This window comes from Nocardiopsis trehalosi NBRC 14201, assembly GCF_001552555.1.
Taxonomy (GTDB): domain Bacteria; phylum Actinomycetota; class Actinomycetes; order Streptosporangiales; family Streptosporangiaceae; genus Nocardiopsis_B; species Nocardiopsis_B trehalosi.
On the sequence record NZ_BCRK01000120.1, the window covers coordinates 1 to 19,246 of the forward strand.

22 protein-coding genes are annotated in these 19,246 nt (G+C 74.9%); 17 read left to right on the forward strand and 5 right to left on the reverse strand.

Going from position 1 to position 19,246, the window contains the following annotated elements; genetic code table 11:
• Nucleotides 1-182: 182 nt before the first annotated feature.
• Nucleotides 183-938 carry a DUF3105 domain-containing protein gene (locus NT8_RS19195; RefSeq protein WP_245646241.1) on the forward strand — a complete coding sequence of 252 codons (756 nt, stop codon included), beginning with the start codon at nt 183-185 and terminating at the stop codon, nt 936-938.
• Between the two features lie 7 nt (nt 939-945).
• On the opposite strand, the gene NT8_RS19200 is transcribed toward NT8_RS19195, so the two are convergent.
• Nucleotides 946-1,821 (reverse strand): HhH-GPD family protein, encoded by an 876-nt coding sequence (locus NT8_RS19200; RefSeq protein ID WP_067971400.1) that lies wholly within the window; start codon nt 1,819-1,821, stop codon nt 946-948.
• Between the two features lie 97 nt (nt 1,822-1,918).
• Between NT8_RS19200 and NT8_RS19205 the strand changes: the two genes are divergently transcribed.
• On the forward strand, nt 1,919-2,659 hold the full coding sequence (locus NT8_RS19205; RefSeq protein ID WP_245646242.1) for a hypothetical protein: 741 nt from the start codon (nt 1,919-1,921) through the stop codon (nt 2,657-2,659).
• Nucleotides 2,660-2,696: 37 nt separating this feature from the next.
• Here NT8_RS19205 and radA read toward each other — a convergent pair whose 3' ends face one another.
• Entirely contained in the window at nt 2,697-4,061 is a 1,365-nt protein-coding gene (gene radA / locus NT8_RS19210; protein ID WP_067971403.1) for a DNA repair protein RadA, read from the reverse strand.
• Nucleotides 4,062-4,297: 236 nt separating this feature from the next.
• Between radA and NT8_RS19215 the strand changes: the two genes are divergently transcribed.
• Nucleotides 4,298-5,191 carry an SGNH/GDSL hydrolase family protein gene (locus tag NT8_RS19215; protein WP_067971406.1) on the forward strand — a complete coding sequence of 298 codons (894 nt, stop codon included), beginning with the start codon at nt 4,298-4,300 and terminating at the stop codon, nt 5,189-5,191.
• Nucleotides 5,192-5,450: 259 nt separating this feature from the next.
• Nucleotides 5,451-6,125 carry a hypothetical protein gene (locus tag NT8_RS19220; RefSeq protein ID WP_067971408.1) on the forward strand — a complete coding sequence of 225 codons (675 nt, stop codon included), beginning with the start codon at nt 5,451-5,453 and terminating at the stop codon, nt 6,123-6,125.
• A 61-nt stretch (nt 6,126-6,186) separates the two neighbouring features.
• Here NT8_RS19220 and NT8_RS19225 read toward each other — a convergent pair whose 3' ends face one another.
• Nucleotides 6,187-6,885, reverse strand: coding sequence for a class I SAM-dependent methyltransferase (locus NT8_RS19225; RefSeq protein ID WP_245646243.1), 699 nt, complete (start codon nt 6,883-6,885; stop codon nt 6,187-6,189).
• A gap of 65 nt (nt 6,886-6,950) precedes the next feature.
• Here NT8_RS19225 and NT8_RS19230 point away from each other — a divergent pair, with 65 nt between their 5' ends.
• The 12 genes from NT8_RS19230 to ccsB all read left to right on the forward strand — a co-directional run bounded on the left by NT8_RS19230 (nt 6,951) and on the right by ccsB (nt 17,560).
• Nucleotides 6,951-7,883, forward strand: a complete 933-nt coding sequence (locus NT8_RS19230) for a sugar phosphate isomerase/epimerase family protein (protein ID WP_067971413.1) — start codon at nt 6,951-6,953, stop codon at nt 7,881-7,883.
• Between the two features lie 3 nt (nt 7,884-7,886).
• Nucleotides 7,887-8,567 (forward strand): TetR/AcrR family transcriptional regulator, encoded by a 681-nt coding sequence (locus NT8_RS19235; protein WP_067971417.1) that lies wholly within the window; start codon nt 7,887-7,889, stop codon nt 8,565-8,567.
• 191 nt (nt 8,568-8,758) lie between these two features.
• Nucleotides 8,759-9,484 carry a DedA family protein gene (locus NT8_RS19240; RefSeq protein WP_067971424.1) on the forward strand — a complete coding sequence of 242 codons (726 nt, stop codon included), beginning with the start codon at nt 8,759-8,761 and terminating at the stop codon, nt 9,482-9,484.
• 122 nt (nt 9,485-9,606) lie between these two features.
• Entirely contained in the window at nt 9,607-10,401 is a 795-nt protein-coding gene (proC, locus tag NT8_RS19245) for a pyrroline-5-carboxylate reductase (RefSeq protein WP_067971427.1), read from the forward strand.
• Between the two features lie 111 nt (nt 10,402-10,512).
• The gene (locus NT8_RS19250; protein WP_067971460.1) at nt 10,513-11,673 is read left to right on the forward strand and encodes an acetoin utilization protein AcuC; all 1,161 of its coding nucleotides are present in this window, start codon (nt 10,513-10,515) and stop codon (nt 11,671-11,673) included.
• 138 nt (nt 11,674-11,811) lie between these two features.
• On the forward strand, nt 11,812-12,609 hold the full coding sequence (locus NT8_RS19255) for a phosphatase (protein WP_067971429.1): 798 nt from the start codon (nt 11,812-11,814) through the stop codon (nt 12,607-12,609).
• A gap of 262 nt (nt 12,610-12,871) precedes the next feature.
• Nucleotides 12,872-13,075 carry a helix-turn-helix domain-containing protein gene (locus NT8_RS19260; protein WP_067971432.1) on the forward strand — a complete coding sequence of 68 codons (204 nt, stop codon included), beginning with the start codon at nt 12,872-12,874 and terminating at the stop codon, nt 13,073-13,075.
• A gap of 98 nt (nt 13,076-13,173) precedes the next feature.
• Nucleotides 13,174-13,338 (forward strand): hypothetical protein, encoded by a 165-nt coding sequence (locus tag NT8_RS29500; RefSeq protein ID WP_157515893.1) that lies wholly within the window; start codon nt 13,174-13,176, stop codon nt 13,336-13,338.
• A gap of 162 nt (nt 13,339-13,500) precedes the next feature.
• Entirely contained in the window at nt 13,501-14,148 is a 648-nt protein-coding gene (locus tag NT8_RS19265) for a TlpA family protein disulfide reductase (RefSeq protein WP_067971435.1), read from the forward strand.
• Complete coding sequence (locus tag NT8_RS19270) at nt 14,145-14,957, forward strand: cytochrome c biogenesis CcdA family protein (RefSeq protein ID WP_067971437.1); 813 nt, start codon at nt 14,145-14,147, stop codon at nt 14,955-14,957. The genes NT8_RS19265 and NT8_RS19270 overlap by 4 nt, the downstream gene beginning before the upstream one ends.
• A 2-nt stretch (nt 14,958-14,959) precedes the next feature.
• Complete coding sequence (resB, locus tag NT8_RS19275) at nt 14,960-16,540, forward strand: cytochrome c biogenesis protein ResB (RefSeq protein ID WP_394326587.1); 1,581 nt, start codon at nt 14,960-14,962, stop codon at nt 16,538-16,540.
• Between the two features lie 3 nt (nt 16,541-16,543).
• Nucleotides 16,544-17,560 (forward strand): c-type cytochrome biogenesis protein CcsB, encoded by a 1,017-nt coding sequence (gene ccsB, locus NT8_RS19280; RefSeq protein ID WP_067971440.1) that lies wholly within the window; start codon nt 16,544-16,546, stop codon nt 17,558-17,560.
• 190 nt (nt 17,561-17,750) lie between these two features.
• Here ccsB and NT8_RS19285 read toward each other — a convergent pair whose 3' ends face one another.
• A complete protein-coding gene (locus NT8_RS19285) occupies nt 17,751-18,101 on the reverse strand; it encodes a PLD nuclease N-terminal domain-containing protein (protein ID WP_067971443.1) in 351 nt (116 codons plus the stop codon).
• 113 nt (nt 18,102-18,214) lie between these two features.
• Entirely contained in the window at nt 18,215-18,409 is a 195-nt protein-coding gene (locus tag NT8_RS19290; RefSeq protein WP_067971446.1) for a BldC family transcriptional regulator, read from the reverse strand.
• A gap of 395 nt (nt 18,410-18,804) precedes the next feature.
• On the opposite strand from NT8_RS19290, the gene NT8_RS19295 reads away from it, so the two are divergent.
• Nucleotides 18,805-19,194, forward strand: a complete 390-nt coding sequence (locus NT8_RS19295) for a DUF4229 domain-containing protein (protein ID WP_067971450.1) — start codon at nt 18,805-18,807, stop codon at nt 19,192-19,194.
• Nucleotides 19,195-19,246 lie beyond the last annotated feature (52 nt).

Genomic DNA, 19,246 nt, shown 5'->3' on the forward strand with positions numbered 1-19,246 from the left:
GGACGCCGAGCCCGTGGAGGCGGGTTCCTCCTCCACCGGCGACTGACCCACCGGCACCTGAGCCCATCGGCTGACCACCGCTCCGGCGGTACGGACGGGGCGGCCCCGCACAGGGGCCGCCCCGTCCGCGTTCCCCGTGGCGGGCCCCGCCGCTCCCGCGCGCAGCCGGTAGGGTGCGGATCGTGGCGATCCCTCCCGAACCCCACCAGCCCGGCCCCGCGACGCCGCCCCCCGGCGGCCCCGGCCCCCACGGTCACCCCGGCCCGCCCGGCCCCGGCGGCCCGCCCCCCTACGGGGTGCCGCCCGGCCCCGGCGGGTTCGGGCCGCCCCCGCGCCCTCCCCGCCGCGGTGGCGGTGGCGCGCTCGCGTGGATCATCGGCGGGGCCGCCGTCGTGCTCGTCCTGGCGATCGGCGCGGCCGTCACCGGGTACGTCCTCGTCACCCGGCCGCCCGAGGGCTCCGGGGCGCCGCAGGCGGGCGCGCAGGTCGAGCCCGGCGACCCCGAGGGCGTGCAGACCTTCCCCGGTCTGACCAACGAGCACACCGACGGCACCGTCGACTACCCGATGCACCCCCCGGCCGGCGGCGACCACGCCCCCGAGTGGCTGGACTGCGGCGTGTACGCCTCGCAGGTCCCGGTCGAGAACGCCGTCCACTCCCTGGAGCACGGCGCCGTGTGGATCACCCACGACCCCGGTCTGGCGGCCGAGGACGTGGCCGCCCTGCACGGCCACTACCGTCCGGGCGCCTACGTCATCGTCAGCCCGATGGAGGACCTGCCGGGCGCCGTCGTGCTGTCGGCCTGGGGCAAGCAGCTCGTCCTCGACGGCGTCGACGAGGCCCGGATCGGCGAGTTCCTCGCCGCGTTCGAGCAGGGCCCGCAGACCCTGGAGCCCGGCGCGCCGTGCTCCAACGGGGTGGCGCCCACCACCGCCTGAGCCGGCCTCACCCCGGCAGCGCGTAGGTCCCGTCGTCCAGCGGGTCGACCAGGCCGTCGGCCACCAGCGCGTCGAGCGCCCGCTCGCGCTGCACCGGCTCGTCCCAGACCGCGTCCAGCGCGGGCTTGGCCACGGGTCCGGGGGAGTCGCGCAGCACGGCCAGCAGCCGGCCGCGCACCTGGCGGTCGGTGCCCGCGTAGGTCTGCCCGCGCCGCGGCGGGCCGTCGTAGGCCGGCCGGCCCGCCGCCCGCCACGCGCAGTCGGCCGCGATCGGGCACGAGGGGCAGGCGGGGGAGCGGGCCGTGCACACCAGCGCGCCCAGCTCCATGACCGCGACCGCCCACCGCGCGGCGACCGCCGGCTCCTCGGGTAGCAGCGCCTCGGCGAGCGCGACCTCCGCGCGGGTCTGGGCCTTGGGCGGGTACTGCACCCCGCTCACCGCGCGCGCCAGCACCCGGCGCACGTTGGTGTCGAGCACCGCGTGCCGCTGACCGAACGCGAACGAGGCCACCGCGGCGGCGGTGTAGGGGCCGACGCCGGGCAGCGCCAGCAGCTCCGCGTGGTCGTCGGGGACCTCGCCGCCGTGCCGCTCGACGATGGTGCGCGCGCACGCGTGCAGGTTGAGCGCCCGGCGCGGGTAGCCCAGCCGGTTCCACATCCGCACCGCCTCGCCCGACGGCTCGGCGGCGAGGGCGGCCGGGGTGGGCCAGCGCCGCAGCCACGCCTCCCAGGCGGGCAGCACGCGCACGACCGGGGTCTGCTGGAGCATGATCTCGCTGACCAGCACCGACCAGGGCGAGGCGTCGGGATCACGCCAGGGGAGGTCGCGGGCGTTGGCCTGGTACCAGGCGAGAACTGCTGTGCTGTAGGGGTTGTCGTTCATACTCAATCGGTGGGGAGATCGGCGGGTTGAGTAGTGGCACACCGCGACACGCGGGATACTACGGCGCATGTCGTCGAGTGCTGGACATCCGGGCCCCGTGAGCCCCGAAACGTATTGGCGCCGGCGCGTCTTCGTGCTGGCCGGCCTCCTCGCGGTGGTCGCCGTCATCGCCCTCTCGTGCAGCCGGCTGTCGTCGTCCGGCGACGAGCAGTCGGCGAGCGGGCCGCCCGAGGCGTCGGCGTCACCGTCGTCCTCCCCCAGTGTCGCACCTTCGCCCTCGCCCGGCGACAGTCCCGGGCCGAGCGGGGACGACGCGGAGGAGGACGATCCGGCCGAGGCCGGCGCGGGCGGCCCGGGAGCGGGCGGCGACGGCGCCGGCGGCTCCGGCTCGGCGGGAGGGGACGGCGGCGGCGCGGCCGACGTCCCCGCCCCCCAGGAGGCCGGCGACCCGTGCCGCCCCCAGGACGTGGTGGTGACCGTGGACACCGACCGCTCCGACTACGCCTGGGACGCCGAGCCCGAGCTGGAGGTCACCGCCGTCAACACCGCCGACCAGACCTGCACGGTCGACGTCGGGTTCTCGGCGATGGAGGTGCGGATCACCTCGGGCGACGACCGCGTGTTCTCCACCGCCGACTGCGTCGAGGGCGACGACTCCGACGAGGTGGAGCTGCGGCGCGGCGTGCCGCACACCGCCACCTACACCTGGGACCGGACCCGCTCGTGGCGCGACTGCCGCGACACCCAGGCCACCGCCGACCGCCCCGGCACCTACGTCGCCACCCTGTACGGCGACTACACCTCCGGCGCCGAGCCCGCGGTGTTCCGGCTGAACTGACCCGCCCCCGCCCCGGCGCGGCCGCGCCGGGGCCGGGTCACCCGGTGCGGCGGCGGGCCGGGAACGCGGCGTTCAGCGCGGCGCCGACGTCGTCCACCCCGATGACCTCGATGCCCTCGACCGGCTCCTCGCTGTGCGCGGGCACGATCGCGCGGGTGAAGCCGAGGCGCTGCGCCTCGGCCAGCCGCCGCTGCACCCCGCTGACCGCGCGGATCTCGCCCGCCAGCCCGGCCTCGCCGATGGCGACCAGCCCGCGCGGCAGCGCCTCGTCGCGCACCGACCCGGCGACGGCCAGCGCCAGCGCCAGGTCGACCGACGGCTCGCCCAGCCGCACCCCGCCGACGGTGGACGCGTACACGTCGGCGTTGGCGATGCGCACCCGGGCGCGGCGCTCCAGCACCGCCATGACCATGTTCACCCGGGCGGTGTCGAGCCCGGAGGTGGCGCGGCGCGGCTGCGGCAGGTTGGAGGCCGCCACGAGCGCCTGCACCTCGGCGATGAGCGGGCGGCGGCCCTCCAGGGTGACGGTGACGCAGGTGCCGGGGACCGGCTCGTTGCGGCGGGTGAGGAACAGGCCGCTGGGGTCGGGCAGCCCGATGATGCCGGAGTCGGTCAGCTCGAAGCAGCCGATCTCGTCGGTCGGGCCGTACCGGTTCTTCACGGCGCGGAGCATGCGCAACTGGGAGTGGCGGTCGCCCTCGAACTGCAGCACCACGTCGACCAGGTGCTCCAGCAGCCGCGGCCCGGCGATGGAGCCGTCCTTGGTGACGTGGCCGACCAGGACCGTGGCGATGCCGCGCTCCTTGGCCAGCCGGATGAGCGCCCCGGCGACCTCGCGCACCTGGGTGACGCCGCCGGGCACCCCGGCGACGTCGGGGGAGCTCATGGTCTGCACGGAGTCCACGATGAGCAGCGACGGGGCGACCGCGTCGACGTGCCCCACCAGCGCCGCCACCGAGGTCTCGGCCGCCAGGTACAGCTTGGGGGACAGGGCGCCCAGCCGTTCGGCGCGCAGCCGCACCTGCCCGGTGGACTCCTCGCCGGTGACGTAGAGGACCGGGCCCGCGTCGGCGCACAGCGCGGCGACCTCCAGCAGCAGGGTGGACTTGCCGACGCCGGGCTCGCCCGCCAGCAGCATGACCCCGCCCGGCACCACGCCCCCGCCGAGGACCCGGTCGAGCTCCTCCAGCCCCGTGGGGTTGGCGTGCGCGGCGTCGACGTCGATCTCGGTGATGGGGCGGGCGGGGGCGGTCACCCGGGCCGGGGCGATCACGGTGGTGGTGGGGGCGCCGGCCTCCTCGACGGTGCCCCACGCCTGGCACTCGCCGCAGCGCCCCGCCCACTTGAAGGTGGTCCACCCGCACTCGGCGCAGCGGAAGGTGGTCTTCGGGGTCTTGGCCATGGCTGCACGGTAGCCGGTGGAGCGGACAGCCGCGCCCGGAGGCGGGGGAGGGGATCCGCCGCGCGTCCGGACCGGCCCGTGCGGCGGATGGACGGCCCCTCCCCACTACCGCTACTGTGCGTGTCCAGGCGCCCACGTCAAGTTTCTGACCGGTACCGGACTTCCGTGTTGACGACTCGTTACCGGCTGGTCACATTCGAGGTGGCCGTCCCGCTCCGCACCGTCGAGGAGACCGCGTGTCGTTTCGGACCATCCCCCGTATCTCCGCCGCGGCACTCGGTGCCGCCGGCGTGCTCACCCTCGTCGCGGCACCCGCCCAGGCGGCCGGCCTCGCCGACCGCTACGTCGCCCTGGGCGACTCCTTCACCGCCGGCCCCCTGGTGCCGCCGCCGAGCGGAGAGCCGCTGCTCTGCCTGCGCTCGGGCAGCAACTACCCCAGCGTGGTGGCCGAGGCCATCGGCGCAGCGGAGTTCGTCGACGCCAGCTGCTCCGGCGCCGTCATCGACGACATGACCGCCCCGCAGGACCTCGCGGTCGGCCCCGACAACCCGGCGCAGTTCGACGCGCTGACCCCCGACACCACCCTCGTCACGGTGCAGATCGGCGGCAACGACTTCGGGTTCGCCGACATCGTCCTGGAGTGCGCGGCACGGTCCGCCACCGACCCGGTCGGCGACCCCTGCCGCGACCACTACACCGCCGACGGCGGCGACGAACTCGCCGACCGGGTGGCCGAGACCGGCGCCCGGTTCGCCGACGTGCTGGCGGGCATCCGCGAGCGCAGCCCCGACGCCACCGTCGCCGTCGTGGGCTACCTGCAGATCCTGCCCGAGTCCCGCGGGTGCTGGCCGGCGGTGCCGATCTCCCGCGGCGACGTGCCCTATCTGGACGACGCGCAGACCGACCTCAACGCCGCCATGGCCGACGAGGCCGCCGCGGCCGGCGCCGTGTTCGTGGACGTCTTCGAGCGCGGCCACGACGTGTGCGCGCGCCCCTCCGACAAGTGGGTCGAGGGCATCTTCCCGACCCGGCCCGCCGCGCCCGTCCACCCCAACGCCGACGGCATGGCCGAGGTCGGCGCCCGCGTGGTCGACGCCCTCGGCGCCGGCTCGGGGTCCCCGCTCGCCTGACCGCCGAACGGGCCCGTCCGGATTCCCGCAGATCGGTGGGAACCGGACGGGCCCGCCGCGCATCTGAACCAGCACACGAACAACGGCGGCCCCGGTGCGCACCGGGCCGCCGCGCGGGCCGGCCGATCGGCCGCACCGGACCCACCGGCGCGGCGCGGCGGCCCGAAGGGGCCCCGCCCGGCCGTGCCGCCGGGCCCTCCCGCGCCCCGCGACCCCCACCCCCGCGAGGGTCTCCTCGTTGTGCTGAAAGGTGTGTCACATGGCCATCCCCGCTCGCCTCCGGTCCGCCGGCGCCGTGCTGGCCTCCGCCGCCGCCGTCGTCTCCCTGTCCTCCTGCGGACTCCTGCTCCCCCAGCAGCAGCGGCCGCCGGCGCCCGTGGAGACCACGGACGCGGCCGCCCCCGCCGCCGAGTCCGCGGCGCCCGCCGCCCAGGGCGGGGAGTTCCGCACCGGCCCGATCCCGCCGGCGCCTATGAGCTTCGACGAGACCCTCCCGGACGTGGAGTCGGACGACCCCGCGACCCAGGTCGAAGGCGAACTCGTCAACATGGTGCAGGAGTTCGCCATGGTGACCGACGCGTCGACCACCGCCTCCTGCGACGCGTTCGACGCCGGCGTCGACGGCACCGTCTCCTGCACCGCCCAGTACAAGGGCATCTCGGTGCCCTTCAGCGTCGACGTCGTCGGCGGCGACTACATGTTCACCTACACCCCCACGCCCACCGAGGGCATGGTCGCCTCCCGCGACATGGTGGAGGACGAGACCCGCTGGATGACCGACAACGAGGCCGTCCGCTGCGACATGGAGGAGTTCCAGCTCGTCACGGTCGGCGACGTGGTCCCCGGGCTGAACTGCTACGCGCAGGGCGACCCCGACACCTACGAGGTCGAGTTCAGCGAGTACGGCACCATCTACGTCACCGCCGTCCTCTAGCGGCCGACGCGCCGGCCCGCGCCGCCCCCGCCCGGTCCCCGGGCCGGGGCGGCGCGGCCGTTCAGTACGCGCGCCACCACAGGTTGACCGCGTAGTCGACCTCCAGGCCGCTGTGCTCGGCGATGACCTCCTCGGCGACCGCGCGGGTGAACTCGATGCGCACCACCGCCTCCAGGTCGGCCCGCCGCGCGAAGCGCCACCGCATCGTCAGCGGCTCGCGGTGGAACCCCTGCCGGGCCCAGAACCGCTCGACCGCCTCCGGGTCGTAGTCGGGCAGGAACCGGCGGAACCAGCCGCCGAACGTGCTGCGGGTGGCGTCGTTGTCGATGACGAACGCCACCCCGCCGCGCCGCATCACCCGCTCCAGCTCGGCCAGGCCGGGCTCGCACCCGGGCCCGAAGAAGTAGGCCCAGCGCGCGTGCGCGACCTCCACGGACGCGTCCGGCACCGGGAGCCGCTGGGCCACGCCCTGGTGGACCTCGACGTTGTCCAACCCCCGGACCCGCGCCCGCGCCGCCGCCGCGAGCGCCGCGTGCGGCTCCACCCCGGTCACCCGGCGCGCGTCGCGCGCGAACAGCGGCAGGTGGTAGCCGGTACCGCAGCCGATGTCGAGCACGTGCGCCCCGGCGCGGCCGCGCACCGCCGCCATCGCGGCCTCGATCACCCCGTCGGGGTCGACCGCCGCGTTCTCCAGCTCGTACACGCGCGGACTGTTCCAGATGTTGGGGCTGGGAACCGCCCCCGGCAGCGCTGCTCTCACCGCGCCAGCATAGGTACCCGGCCCCGTACGGGGCACCGGGCGCCCGTACCGCATATGTTGGTGGGGTGAGCGCTATCCAGGTCCCAGACGCGCCGGTCGTCCTCTCGACCGCGTCGGTCTACCCGGAGAAGACCCCGGCGGCCTTCGAGATCGCGGCCCGGCTCGGCTACGACGGCATCGAGGTCCTCGTCTCCTCCGACCCGGCCAGCCAGGACATCGACATGCTCCGGCGCCTGTCCGACTACCACGGCGTGCCCATCCTCGCCGTCCACTCCCCCTGCCTGATCTTCACCCAGCGCGTCTGGGGCCGCGACCCGTGGGGCAAGCTCGTCCGCTCCCAGGCCATGGCCGAGGCGCTGGGCGCCAAGACCGTCGTGGTCCACCCGGCGTTCCGCTGGCAGCGCGACTACGCCCGCGAGTTCGAGGCCGGCGTCGCGCGCATGCAGGACGAGACCGACGTCGTGTTCGCCGTCGAGAACATGTACCCGGTGCACATGCGCGACCGCGAGGTCGTCCCGTACGCGCCGAGCTGGAACCCCCTCGACCGCGACTACCCCGACGTCACCCTCGACCTCTCGCACACGGCCATGTCGCGCTCCGACGCCATGGACATGGCCCGGCGGCTCGGCGACCGCCTGTCACACGTGCACATGGCCGACGGCACCGGCGGCCAGAACCTCGACGAGCACCTGATCCCCGGGCGCGGCGCCCAGCCCTGCGCCGAACTCCTGGAGCACCTGGCCGCCTCCGGCTACGAGGGCCAGATCGTGCTGGAGGTCAGCACCCGCAAGGCCGCCGACCGCGAGGCCCGGCTGGTCGAACTCGCCGAGGCGCTGGCGTTCACCCGGCTGCACTTCGCCGCGGGCGCCCGCGGCGACACCGGCGCCGCCCGCACCGACCGCCGCGAGCGCGTCGCCGCCCGGCGCGCCGCCGCGGCCGCGCCCCCGCGCACGTTCGCCGTCGACACCGGGGGCACCGCCGGCGAGCAGCGGCCCTGACCCATGGCGAGAACCGGACGCCGTCCCGGTGCGACCCGAACCCGCGACCAGATCCTCGACGCCGCGCGCGCCCAGTTCGCCGAACTCGGCTACGGCGGCGCGACGGTGCGCGGCATCGCCCGCGCCGCCGGGGTCGACCCCGCCCTCGTCCACCACTACTTCGGCCCCAAGGAGCAGGTGTTCGTCGAGGCCATGCGGCTGCCGTACAACCCGGCGCCGCTGATCCGGCGGGTCTTCGCCGACGCCGACGCGCGGGCGGACGACCGCGCCGAGCACCTCCTGCGCCACCTGCTGGCGCTGTGGGAGCGGCCCGAGGTGCACGCCGCCGTGGTCGGCATGCTCCGCTCCGCCGCCTCCAGCGACCGGGCCGCGGTCACCATCCGCGACTTCATGACCGAGATCCTGCAGCGCCAGATCTCCCGCGAACTCGGCCTGCCGCCGCTGCGTGCCGGGGTCGTCGCCGCGCAGGTCTTCGGCCTCGTCGCGGTCCGCCACCTCTACCGCATCGAGCCCGTCGCCTCGGCCGGGGTGGACGAGCTGGTCGCCATCTACGCCCCCGCGCTGCGCGCCGTGCTCGACCCCGCGGCCGGGGACCGCCCCGCGCCGGTCGGCCCCGGCGGCGGCCCGGCCGCCGGGCCGGAACCGGGTGGCGGCGCGGCGCCACCGGCGCCCGGGACACCGTAGGCTGGGCCCGAGGACGCATCAGGGCACGGTCCGCGCTCCGCTCCCGGGGCGCCGTGCCGGTGGCGGGAAGACCCGGCCGCCACCGCGGCGCCGCTCGCGCCGGCCGATGCCCGGCGACCCGCGCCCGCCCCCGTGTGCGGGGGCGCCCCACCAAGCGTCCCCCCTCCGGCTTCGAAAGAACGACATCCCACATGAACACTGTGCTCCGGCCGTTCACGACAGGTGCCGACGGATCGGTGGACCCCTCCGCAGGCTACGAGGGCTTCATCGGCTGGGTCCTGCAACTCATGACCGACCTCGGGGAGGTGGGCGTCGGACTCGCCCTGCTCATCGAGACCTTCTTCCCCCCGATGCCGAGCGAGGCCGTGCTCCCCGGGGCCGGCTTCCTCGCCTACGACGGGCAGATGAACCTCTGGCTGGCGATCCTCGCCGCCACCCTCGGCGCCCTCGTGGGGGCCTGGGGCTTCTACCTGCTCGGGGCGCTGCTGGGCCGCGAGCGCACCCGCTGGCTGGTCGAGAAGACGCCGCTGCTGGAGGTCGAGGACTTCTACAAGGCCGAGCGCTTCTTCGCCCGCTACGGCGGCGTGGCCGTGCTCATCGGCCGGTGCGTGCCGCTGGTGCGCAGCTTCATCTCCATCCCGGCGGGCATCGAGCGCATGTCGTTCTGGAAGTTCTCGCTGTACACCACCATCGGCAGCGGCGTGTGGAACGGCCTGTGGATCGGCCTGGGCTACGGCTTCGGCCCGGCCATCAAGCCGGTCCTGGAGGAGTGGAGCGGCGTCCTCAGCAACGTCGTCGTCGGCGCCATCGCCCTGCTGCTGCTCTGGTTCGTCGTCGTCCGGGTGCGCAAGATCCTGCGGCGCCGCCGCGACGGCGACCACTCCGCCCCCGGCCGGCACCGCACCCCCTCGCACTAGCCGGCGTCCGGACGCGCCGGGCCGCGCCCGCCCGGCTCCGCGGCGGCGCGCCCCGGCGTCCGCGCGGGGCCGGGACCCCTCCGGCCCCGCTACCGTGGGGGAAGGCCGGAAAGGTGGACTGCATGATCGCGATCATTGGCGGCGGCAAGATGGGCGAGGCGCTGCTCGCCGGGCTGCTCGGCACCGGGCACGACCCCGCCGACGTCCTCGTCACCGAACCCTTCGCGGAGCGCGCCGACGAGCTGCGCGCCCGCTACGGCACCGCCGTCGTCCCCGCCGCCGAGGCCGCCCAGCGGGCGCGCACGCTGATCCTCGCGATCAAGCCGCAGGACATGGTCGACCTGCTCGACGCCCTCGCCCCGGAGCTGCGCTCCGGCACCCTGGTGGTGTCCATCGCCGCCGGCATCACCACCGCGCTGCTGGAGAAGCACCTGGGCGGCGACACCGCCGTCGTGCGGGCCATGCCCAACACGCCCTCCCTCGTCGGCCGGGGCATGACCGCCATCGCCGGGGGGCGGCACACCACCGACGACCAGCTCGACCACGCCGAGTCGCTGCTGCGGGCGGTCGGCGACGTCGTCCGGGTCCCCGAGCGGCACATGGACACCGTCACCGCCATCTCCGGCAGCGGGCCCGCCTACGTCTACTTCATCGCCGAGACCATGATCGAGGCCGGCGTGGCCATGGGCATGACCCGCGCCACCGCCCACCGCCTGGTCACCCGCACGATCGACGGCGCCGCCGCGATGCTCAACGAGGCCGGCGAGCACCCCGTCGTGCTGCGCGAGGCGGTCACCTCGCCCGGCGGCACCACCGCCGCGGCCGTCCGCGAACTCGAACGGCACGGGGTGCGCACCGCGTTCAACGACGCCCTCGACGCCGCCCGCGAGCGCAGCCGGCGGCTCTCCGACGGCTGACCCGGGCGGGCGGCCCGGCCCCGGCCTTGGCTACTGTGTGGGATGCACGTGACGTGCCGCACGGGCGCGCCACGCCGGACCGGGGGAGAACGCATGGGCTGCTCGCTGCACATGGCGTGGGACGACGGGCTGACCTCGTACGACTTCGGCCCCGACCACCCGCTCGCGCCGGTGCGGGTGGAGCTGACCATGGCCCTGTGCCGGGAGCTGGGCGTGTTCGACGCCCCCCGCGTCTCCTTCATCGACGTCGAGCCCGCCTCCGACGAGCTGCTCGGCCTGGTCCACGAGCCCGGCTACATCGAGGCCGTCAAGCGCGCCGGCACCACCCTGCGGCCCGACGACCCCTACTGCCTCGGCACCGCCGACAACCCGGTCTTCCCGAACATGCACGACGCGGCCGCGCTCGTGTCCGGCGCCTCGGTGGCCGCCGCCCGCGCCGTGTGGAACGGCGAGACCGAGCACGCCGCCAACATCGCCGGGGGCCTGCACCACGCCATGCCGGGCAAGGCGTGGGGGTTCTGCGTCTACAACGACGCCGCGCTGGCCATCGCCTGGCTGCTGGAGCAGGGCGCCAAGCGGGTCGCCTACGTCGACGTCGACGTCCACCACGGCGACGGCGTGCAGACCGCGTTCTGGAACGACCCCCGGGTGCTCACCATCAGCCTGCACGAGTCCCCGCTCACCCTGTTCCCCGGCACCGGGCGGCCGGGCGAGTGCGGCGGCCCGGCGGCCGAGGGGTACGCGGTCAACGTCGCCCTGCCGGCCGGCACCGACGACGCGCGGTGGCTGCGCGCCTTCGACGCGGTCGTCCCCCCGCTGCTGCGCGAGTTCCAGCCCGAGGTGCTCGTCACCCAGCAGGGCGCCGACACCCACACGCTCGACCCGCTCGCCAACCTCACCCTGAGCCTCGACGGCCAGCGCCGCACCTACCAGGCCCTGCACCGGCTGGCCAAGGACACCGCCGGCGGGCGCTGGGTGGTGCTCGGCGGCGGCGGGTACGAGCTGGTGCAGGTCGTCCCGCGCGCCTGGACCCACCTGCTCGCCGAGGTCGCCGGGGTGCACGTCGACCCGCAGGCCGCCACGCCCGACGCCTGGCGCCGGTTCGTGCGCGATCGCACCGGCGAGATCCCGCCGCTGTACATGACCGACGGCCGCACCCCCGCGTTCACCCCGTTCGAGGACGGGTTCGACCCGGACGACCCCGTCGACCAGGCGATCCAGGCCACCCGGCGCGCGGTGTTCCCCAGCCACGGCATGGACCCCAGCCTGTGACCGCGCCCGCGCGGCGGTGATCGTTACCCGGAGCGGGAGTTGAACCGGCCGTGAACAGGGTATGACGACGCCTCGGACGGGACAGCGGTCCGAGCGCCGCGCCCTCTCCGCACGGCCGCCACAGGAAGGGGGACGCCGGTGACGCCGCCTTCGCGCGCGGAGCTCATCGCCTATCTGGTCCGCACCGGGATCGCCGGGCACGTCGACACACCGCGGCAGAACAACCTGCGGCACTACCGCCGACTCTGCCACAAGGACCCGTACTACCAGTTCGGCCTGACCTTCGCGCACGAGTGGTCCTTCACCGAGGTCCTCGCTCTGATGTCCAAGCGGTGCGGGGTCGTCGGCGACGAGTCCCACCAGTGGGGCATCGACACCATCGACCCCGACCGCACCGTCGACGCCCTGGAGGCCGTGGCCGCCCGCCTGGCGGTCGCCGCCGACCGCCGCGAGCGCGTCCTGGCCGCCACCGGTCACCCCCGCAACCTCGCCGACGCCTACCGCACCTGGCTGCGGGCGCTGGAGGCGCGCGGCTGCACGGTCGTCACGGCGGCCGCCGGCTACTCCTACGAGGTCGCCACGGAGCAGGCGCCGCACCGCAGGGTCCTCGTCTGGCGCGACGGCGTGGGCATGGTGCTCGACGGCCGCTCGCCCCGGCACAGCCACCACCCCTTCGCCATGCGCGCGGTGCTGGCCGACCTCACCGACCGCGGCGAACCGTGGCCGCAGCTGGTCATCGCCGACCACGGTTTCGCCGGTGCGGCGGGCGAGGCCGGGGTGCCCACCGTGGGGTTCGCCGACTCCAACGATCCGGCGCTGTTCCTCGCCGAGCACGAAGGGAAACTGCACACCACCGTGCCGCTCGACGACGGATACACCCCCGACGACTACCGCCCGCTGACGGACTACGTGCTGCACCACGCGGGGCTGGCCTGACGGCGCGCGTCACTACCCACCCCCTAAACCTCACCAACCCCCCGGTCCTCATGTAGCTGCACGGACAGCAAAACCGGCCTTTCGCTGGGGTGGCGCCGGTTCTACCCTGAAAACGGACGTGTCAGCAGTTACCGAACGACACGCCGGCGCGGCGATGGGGCGCAGCGGCCACGGGACCCCCCTCGTGGCCCACCGGGGCACCGCGCCGGCCGGCAGAGGCAGGGACATCCACGCTCACGTCCGGAAGTGAGGGCGTCGCAAGATGAACGGGAGTAAGGCTCCTCTGGACGAGGTCAGGTTCCTGACCGTGGCCGAGGTCGCCTCGATCATGCGTGTCTCCAAGATGACCGTCTACCGAATGGTCCACTCCGGTGTGCTGCCCGCCATCCGCGTGGGCCGCTCCTACCGGGTGCCCGAGCGCGCCGTCCACGACTACCTCCGCGAGGCGTTCGTCGAGGCGGGCTGAGCACGGCCGCACCACCCGTCGGGGGCGGTGACCGCGACCCCCCGCCACCGCCCCCCTCGGGTACCGCCCGCCCCTCCACCATGCCCTCCGGAGGCGCGATGAGCACGGTGCTCGGACGCGGCGCCGACGCGGCCTCGTTCCACGCCGGGCTGGAGGACGCGGGCCGGCCGGGGCTGGCGGACTTCACCCTGGAGGTGCCGGCCGACCGACGCACTCACCGCGTCCGGGCCCGGGGGCTCGGCCCCTGGGAGCACCGGCGGTGAGGGGGACGGACCGGGCCGGGGAGGCGGCGCCGGCGGCGTTCGCCCCGTCCGCCCTGTTCAGCGGCGTGACGTGCCCCTCTGCGGAGGGGGCGGGCGGGTCTACTACACTTTGTCGTTGACGACAGCGTGCCCGCCTCACCTCCCGTTCCGAGGAACCCCGCCATGCCCTCCATCTCCACCGGCGCCGCCGACCGGTCGCGCCGTGTGCGTGCCGCGGCCGCGCTCGCCGCCCTGGCGTTCCTGGCCGCCGGCTGCGCCGGCGGGCTGGAGTCGAGCAACGGCGCCACCGACAGCCGGTTCGTCGAGGGCGACGGGTCGAGCACCGCCTTCGCGCCCGGCGACCGCGCCGCCGCGCCCGACGTCAGCGGCGAGACCCTCGACGGCGACCCGGTCCGCCTCGCCGACTACGAGGGCAGCGTCCTCGTCATCAACTTCTGGGCCAGCTGGTGCGGCCCCTGCCGCGCCGAGACCCCCGTGCTGGAAGAGGTCTACACCGAGCACAAGGACGACGGGCTGGAGTTCCTCGGGGTCAACATCAAGGACAACGCCACCGCGGCGCGCGCGTTCGAGGACAACCAGGGCGCCACCTACCCGAGCCTGTACGACCAGCCCGGCGAGGTCCCCCAGGCGTTCCGCGACACGGTGCCGCCCGCCGCCATCCCGAGCACCCTGGTGCTCGACCGCGAGGGCCGCATCGCCGCCCGCGTCATCGGCGAGACCACCTACAACCAGCTCACCGACCTGGTCGAGCCCGTCGTCGCCGAGGGCGGCGGGGGCGGCGACGCCGCCGCGGAGCCCGACCCCGCATGATCGCCGACACCGTCCTCCAGGGCTCCCTGCTCCTCGCCGCCCCGCTGGCGCTGGCCGCCGGGCTGGTGTCGTTCCTGTCGCCGTGCGTCCTCCCGCTCGTCCCGGGCTACCTGTCCTACGTCACCGGCATGACCGGCGCCGACTTCGCCGCCCGCCGACGCGCCGCCGAGGCAGCGGCGGCGGGCGGGGGCACGGCCACCGCGGTGTCGGCCGACACCGAACTCGCGTCGCGGCGGGGCACCATGCTCGCCGGGAGCCTGCTGTTCGTCGCCGGGTTCAGCGCGGTGTTCGTCGCGGCGGGCACCGCCGTGGGCGGCGTCGGCGGCCTGCTGCTGGAGTACGCCGACCCCATCACCCGGGTCCTCGGCGGCCTCACCATCCTGCTCGGCCTCTCCTTCATGGGCGTCCTGCCCGGGTTCTCGCGCGAGTTCCGGTTCCACCGGCTGCCCGGGGCGGGGCTGGCCGGCGCGCCCCTGCTCGGCGTGCTGTTCGGCCTGGGGTGGACCCCCTGCATCGGCCCGACCCTGGCGGCCGTGCAGACCCTCGCCTTCACCGAGGGCAGCGCCGGCCGCGGCGCCCTGCTCTCCCTCGTCTACTGCGTGGGGCTCGGCCTCCCGTTCGTGCTGGCGGCGCTGCTGTACCGGCGCGCCCTCGGCGCCTTCGCCGCGGTCAAGCGGCACTACCGGGCGATCACGGCGGCCGGCGGGGCGATGCTCGTCCTGCTCGGCCTGCTGCTGGTCACCGGCCTCTGGACCGACATCACGGCCTCTCTGCAGTCCTGGGCGGCCGGTTACGCGACGGTGATCTGACGGTGGCTCCTCCGACGACCGACACCCCGGCGACCGGTGGACCGGTGGCCGTCCCGCGGCTGTCCCCCCTCGGCTGGGCGCGGTGGGCGTGGCGCATCCTCACCTCGATGCGCACCGCCCTGATCCTGCTGTTCCTGCTGGCGGTGGGCGCCATCCCCGGGTCGGTGCTCCCGCAGCGCGGGGTCAGCGTCGACCAGGTGCGCGACTACGCCATCGAGAACCCCGACCTCGCGCCGTGGCTGGACCGCCTCTACCTGTTCGACGTCTACTCCTCGCCCTGGTACGCGGCGATCTACCTGCTGCTGTTCGTCTCGCTGACCGGGTGCGTCCTGCCGCGCGCCGCCGCCCACTACCGGGCCATGCGCGCCCGGCCGCCGCGCACCCCGCGCAACCTCGGCCGGCTGCCGTACTCCGCCCGGTTCACCACCGCCGCGCCGCCCGGCACGGTCCTCGCCGAGGCCCGGTCGCTGCTGTCCGGCTACCGCGCCGACACCGACGGCGACTCCGTCGCCGCCGAGAAGGGCTACCTCCGCGAGACCGGCAACGTCGTGTTCCACCTGGCGCTGCTGGCCCTGCTCGCCGCGCTGGCGGCCGGGTCGTTCCTGGGCTACCGCGGCAACATGCTGGTAATCGAGGGCGACGCGTTCGCCAACACCGTGCCGCTCTACGACGCGTTCTACCCGGGCACCGCCGTGGACGCCGACGACCTCCAGCCGTTCTCCTTCACCGTCGACGACTTCCGGGCGACGTTCATCGAGGAGGGCGGCCTCAGCGGCCAGGCCGCCTCCTACGCCGCCGACCTCACCTACACCGCCGCCCCCGGCGAACCCGAGCGCACCCACGAGCTGGAGGTCAACCACCCGCTGTCGGTCGACGGCGTGCAGGTGTACCTGCTCGGCCACGGCTACGCCCCGCACTTCAAGGTGACCGACGCCGACGGCGACGTGGTGTTCGACCAGCCGGTGCCGTTCCTCTACCGCGAGACCGCCACCTTCACCTCCGACGGCGTCATCAAGGTGCCCGACACCGGGGGCGAGCAGCTCGGCTTCACGGCCGTGTTCCTGCCGTCGGCCGCCGAGGCCGCCGACGGTTCCCTGATCTCCGACTTCCCCGACGCCCGCGACCCGGTGGTCACGCTCACCGGGTACAAGGGCGACCTCGGCCTCGACAGCGGGCGGTCGCAGTCGGTGTACCAGCTCGCCACCGGCGACATGACCGAGATCGGCGACTCCCCGGAGCTGCGCCCCGGCGACACCTGGGAGCTGCCCGACGGCTCCGGCACGGTGGAGTTCACCGGCTACAGCGACTACATCAGCATGCAGGCCAACAGCAACCCCGCCCGCGTCCCCGCCCTGGTCGCCGCCTCGGCGGCGGTGGTCGGCCTCGTCCTCACCCTCTTCGTGCGCCCCCGCCGGGTGTGGGTCCGGGCGCGGGCCGGCGCCGACGGCCGTACCGTGGTCGAGGTCGCCGGGCTGAGCAAGAGCGAGGGGGCCGGGGCGACCAGCGCCTTCCACTCCCTGAGCCTCGCTCTTCGCGACCGGCTGCGGGAGCGCCCCGCGGCCGACGACGGCACGAAGGAGTAGCCGGTGCAGCACGTGCTCGCCGCCGAGGCGGCGGTCGACCAGGACATGGCCGCGGTGAGCGACGGCCTGATCATCGCGATGATCGTGGCGTACGCGATCGCCCTCTTCCTGTTCGCCCTGGAGGCGGCCTTCGGCCGCCGCGAACGGCTGCGCAACACCCGGCTGGTCGCGGTCGGGGCGAGCGCCGCCGCCCCCGCGGGCGGCACGGTCGACCTCGACGACGACCTCGCGGTCGACGTGCGGCACCGCGAACCCGAGGCGAGCGCGTCCCGGCACGTCGTGGGCGCGGTGGCGGTGGTGGTCACCGCCCTGGCGTTCCTGCTCAACGCCGGGCAGATCGTCACCCGCGGGCTGGCGGCCGACCGCTGGCCGTGGGGCAACATGTTCGAGTTCGTGGTCGCCATCTGCCTGTGCGGCGTCGGCGCGTTCCTGTTCGCGGCCGTCCGCTACCAGGCGCGGTTCCTCGGCACGTTCGTGCTGGTGCCGGTGCTGCTGCTGCTCGGCATCGCCGCCCGGTGGCTGTACTCCGAGGCCGGCCCGGTCATCCCGGCGCTGCACTCCTACTGGATCGCCATCCACGTGTCGGCGGCGATCCTGGCCACCGGCGGGTTCATGGTGTCGGGGTCGGCGGCGGTCACCTACCTGGTGGCGCGCCGCACCGAGCTGAAGCGCGCGGCGGGGACGGCGGTCTCCGGGATCGCCGCCAAGCTGCCCAGCTCCGAGCTGCTCGACCGGGTGTCGCACCGCTTCGTGCTGTTCGCGTTCCCGCTGTGGACGTTCGGCATCATCGCCGGCGCCGTCTGGGCCGACGAGGCGTGGGGCCGGTTCTGGGGGTGGGACCCCAAGGAGGTGTGGTCGTTCATCACCTGGGTCGTCTACGCCGCCTACCTGCACGCCCGGGCCACGGCGGGGTGGCGCGGCAGCAAGGCGACCTGGATCGGCCTGGTCGGCTTCGCGTGCCTGCTGTTCAACTTCTTCGGGGTGAACTACCTCTTCAGCGGGCTGCACTCCTACGCCTGAGCGCGTCGCGCGCCGACCGCGGCCCCGCCCCCGTCCCGGGAGCGGGGCCGCGGCGCGTCCGGGGCCGGACGAATCAGGCGCGCCCGGCGGGGTCCGCCACCGGCCGGCGGGCCGGGGGGACGGGGCCGCGCACGCGCGTGGGGGCCGCCCGATCGGGCGGCCCCCACGCGTACTGGGTGCGGCGGTTGTGTCAGTCCTCCGGGTTGATGCGCCGGTCCAGGCGCCTCAGGAACTCCGGATCGTCGTCCGGGCCCCGCGGGTGGCCGGGGCCGGGCGGCGGGTCGAGATCGGACGGGTCGAAGTGCTCGATGGTGTCGGTCCGGGCGGCGGGGGAGGGCGACGCCATGGCCTCCGCGGTCCGCGGGCGGCCGAGGAACAGCCACAGCAGCGGCCCGACGGGCGTGAAGAGCGCGATGACGATCAGCCAGAGGATCTTGGGCAGATTGCGGACATCCCCCGCAGGGCTGGTGAGCGCGTCGAAGAACGCGTACACCCAGAGCACGATCATGAGCAGCGTGATCAGACCAGCGAGCCACACCATGTGTTCAGCCTATCCGCGATGAGCGTTCTCCGTGCGGCGAACAGGTCCCGGTGGGCGGGGGCGCCGGGGCGGTGCAGCGCCGGACTGCGACGAGTGGGGAACCAGTGTGCGGGTCAGGTCTCGGTCGGCTCCCCATGCAGCAGTGCGCGGACTTCGGACTCGCGGAACCGGCGGTGGCCGCCGGGGGTCCGGATGCTGCTGATCCGGCCGGAGGCGGCCCAGCGGGTCACCGTCTTGGGGTCGACCCGGAAGAGTGAGGCGACCTCTCCGGGGGTCAGCAAGCGTTCGCTTCCTCTTTCCACCTTCACAATCCCCCTTCGGGCCCACCGCCGCGTGTCGGAGGCGGGCGTTTGATCCCCTAGTGTGCATGAGTTAGTCCGTTTCCTCCCTAGTTTTCGTAAAAATGGGGAGGAAGACCTGGCGAGTACGCGATATGTGATCGGAACGTAACCTTCAATTCGGGTTACCGCTTTAAAGACGTCCGATCATCGGCGCGCCCGCCCCGCGGCGCGCGCCGGCCCCGCTGCACGGGGGTGGATCGGCGCCGCCGCCGAAGGCCCCTTACCCTGGGAGGAAGGCCGGTCCGGCGCCGCGTGCACGGCAGGCGGGCACACGGCGCCATCGGCGGCGCCGGGCGATCCGTCCGGCGCACATCGCTGAGACCTCAATCTATTCCTGATTCATCCGTTGTGAGGCTGTTTTCATGCGTAGCGTCCTCGCTTACACCGCGGCCCGGCTGCTGCTGTTCGCCGTCGCCTTCGGTGTCGTGTACCTGCTGGGCGCCCGCGCGTTCCTCGCGCTGGCCCTCGCTTTCCTGATCAGCGGCATGGTGAGCTACGTCCTGCTGTCCTCCCAGCGCGACGCGATGTCGGCCGCGGTGGCCGGCGGCCTGGCCCGGATGCGCGGCGTCGGCGCCCGCCTGGAGGCCGGCGCGGCCAAGGAGGACGCGGCGCAGGGCGACCGCGGCGCGGCGCCCGCCGACGCCCCGGATGCCCCGGACGGCGCGCCGGCCCCAGAAGGCGGCCCCGCCGCGGCGGCCACCGCGCCGAGCGCGCCGGCCGCCGCCGAGGACGGCGCGCACCCCCGCTCCTGACCGGCCCGCAACGCCCGCGGCCCGTGCCGCCGCCCCCGCGAGGGGACGGCGA

What these genes read in the sequence shown, in the direction of transcription:
- NT8_RS19200 (WP_067971400.1), bottom strand. Translation starts at nt 1,821, where the DNA reads ATGAACGACAACCCCTACAGCACAGCAGTTCTCGCCTGGTACCAGGCC.
- radA (WP_067971403.1), bottom strand. Translation starts at nt 4,061, where the DNA reads ATGGCCAAGACCCCGAAGACCACCTTCCGCTGCGCCGAGTGCGGGTGG.
- NT8_RS19220 (WP_067971408.1), top strand. Translation starts at nt 5,451, where the DNA reads ATGGCCATCCCCGCTCGCCTCCGGTCCGCCGGCGCCGTGCTGGCCTCC.
- NT8_RS19235 (WP_067971417.1), top strand. Translation starts at nt 7,887, where the DNA reads ATGGCGAGAACCGGACGCCGTCCCGGTGCGACCCGAACCCGCGACCAG.
- NT8_RS19240 (WP_067971424.1), top strand. Translation starts at nt 8,759, where the DNA reads ATGAACACTGTGCTCCGGCCGTTCACGACAGGTGCCGACGGATCGGTG.
- proC (WP_067971427.1), top strand. Translation starts at nt 9,607, where the DNA reads ATGATCGCGATCATTGGCGGCGGCAAGATGGGCGAGGCGCTGCTCGCC.
- NT8_RS19250 (WP_067971460.1), top strand. Translation starts at nt 10,513, where the DNA reads ATGGCGTGGGACGACGGGCTGACCTCGTACGACTTCGGCCCCGACCAC.
- NT8_RS19260 (WP_067971432.1), top strand. Translation starts at nt 12,872, where the DNA reads ATGAACGGGAGTAAGGCTCCTCTGGACGAGGTCAGGTTCCTGACCGTG.
- NT8_RS29500 (WP_157515893.1), top strand. Translation starts at nt 13,174, where the DNA reads ATGAGCACGGTGCTCGGACGCGGCGCCGACGCGGCCTCGTTCCACGCC.
- NT8_RS19265 (WP_067971435.1), top strand. Translation starts at nt 13,501, where the DNA reads ATGCCCTCCATCTCCACCGGCGCCGCCGACCGGTCGCGCCGTGTGCGT.
- NT8_RS19270 (WP_067971437.1), top strand. Translation starts at nt 14,145, where the DNA reads ATGATCGCCGACACCGTCCTCCAGGGCTCCCTGCTCCTCGCCGCCCCG.
- NT8_RS19285 (WP_067971443.1), bottom strand. Translation starts at nt 18,101, where the DNA reads ATGGTGTGGCTCGCTGGTCTGATCACGCTGCTCATGATCGTGCTCTGG.
- NT8_RS19295 (WP_067971450.1), top strand. Translation starts at nt 18,805, where the DNA reads ATGCGTAGCGTCCTCGCTTACACCGCGGCCCGGCTGCTGCTGTTCGCC.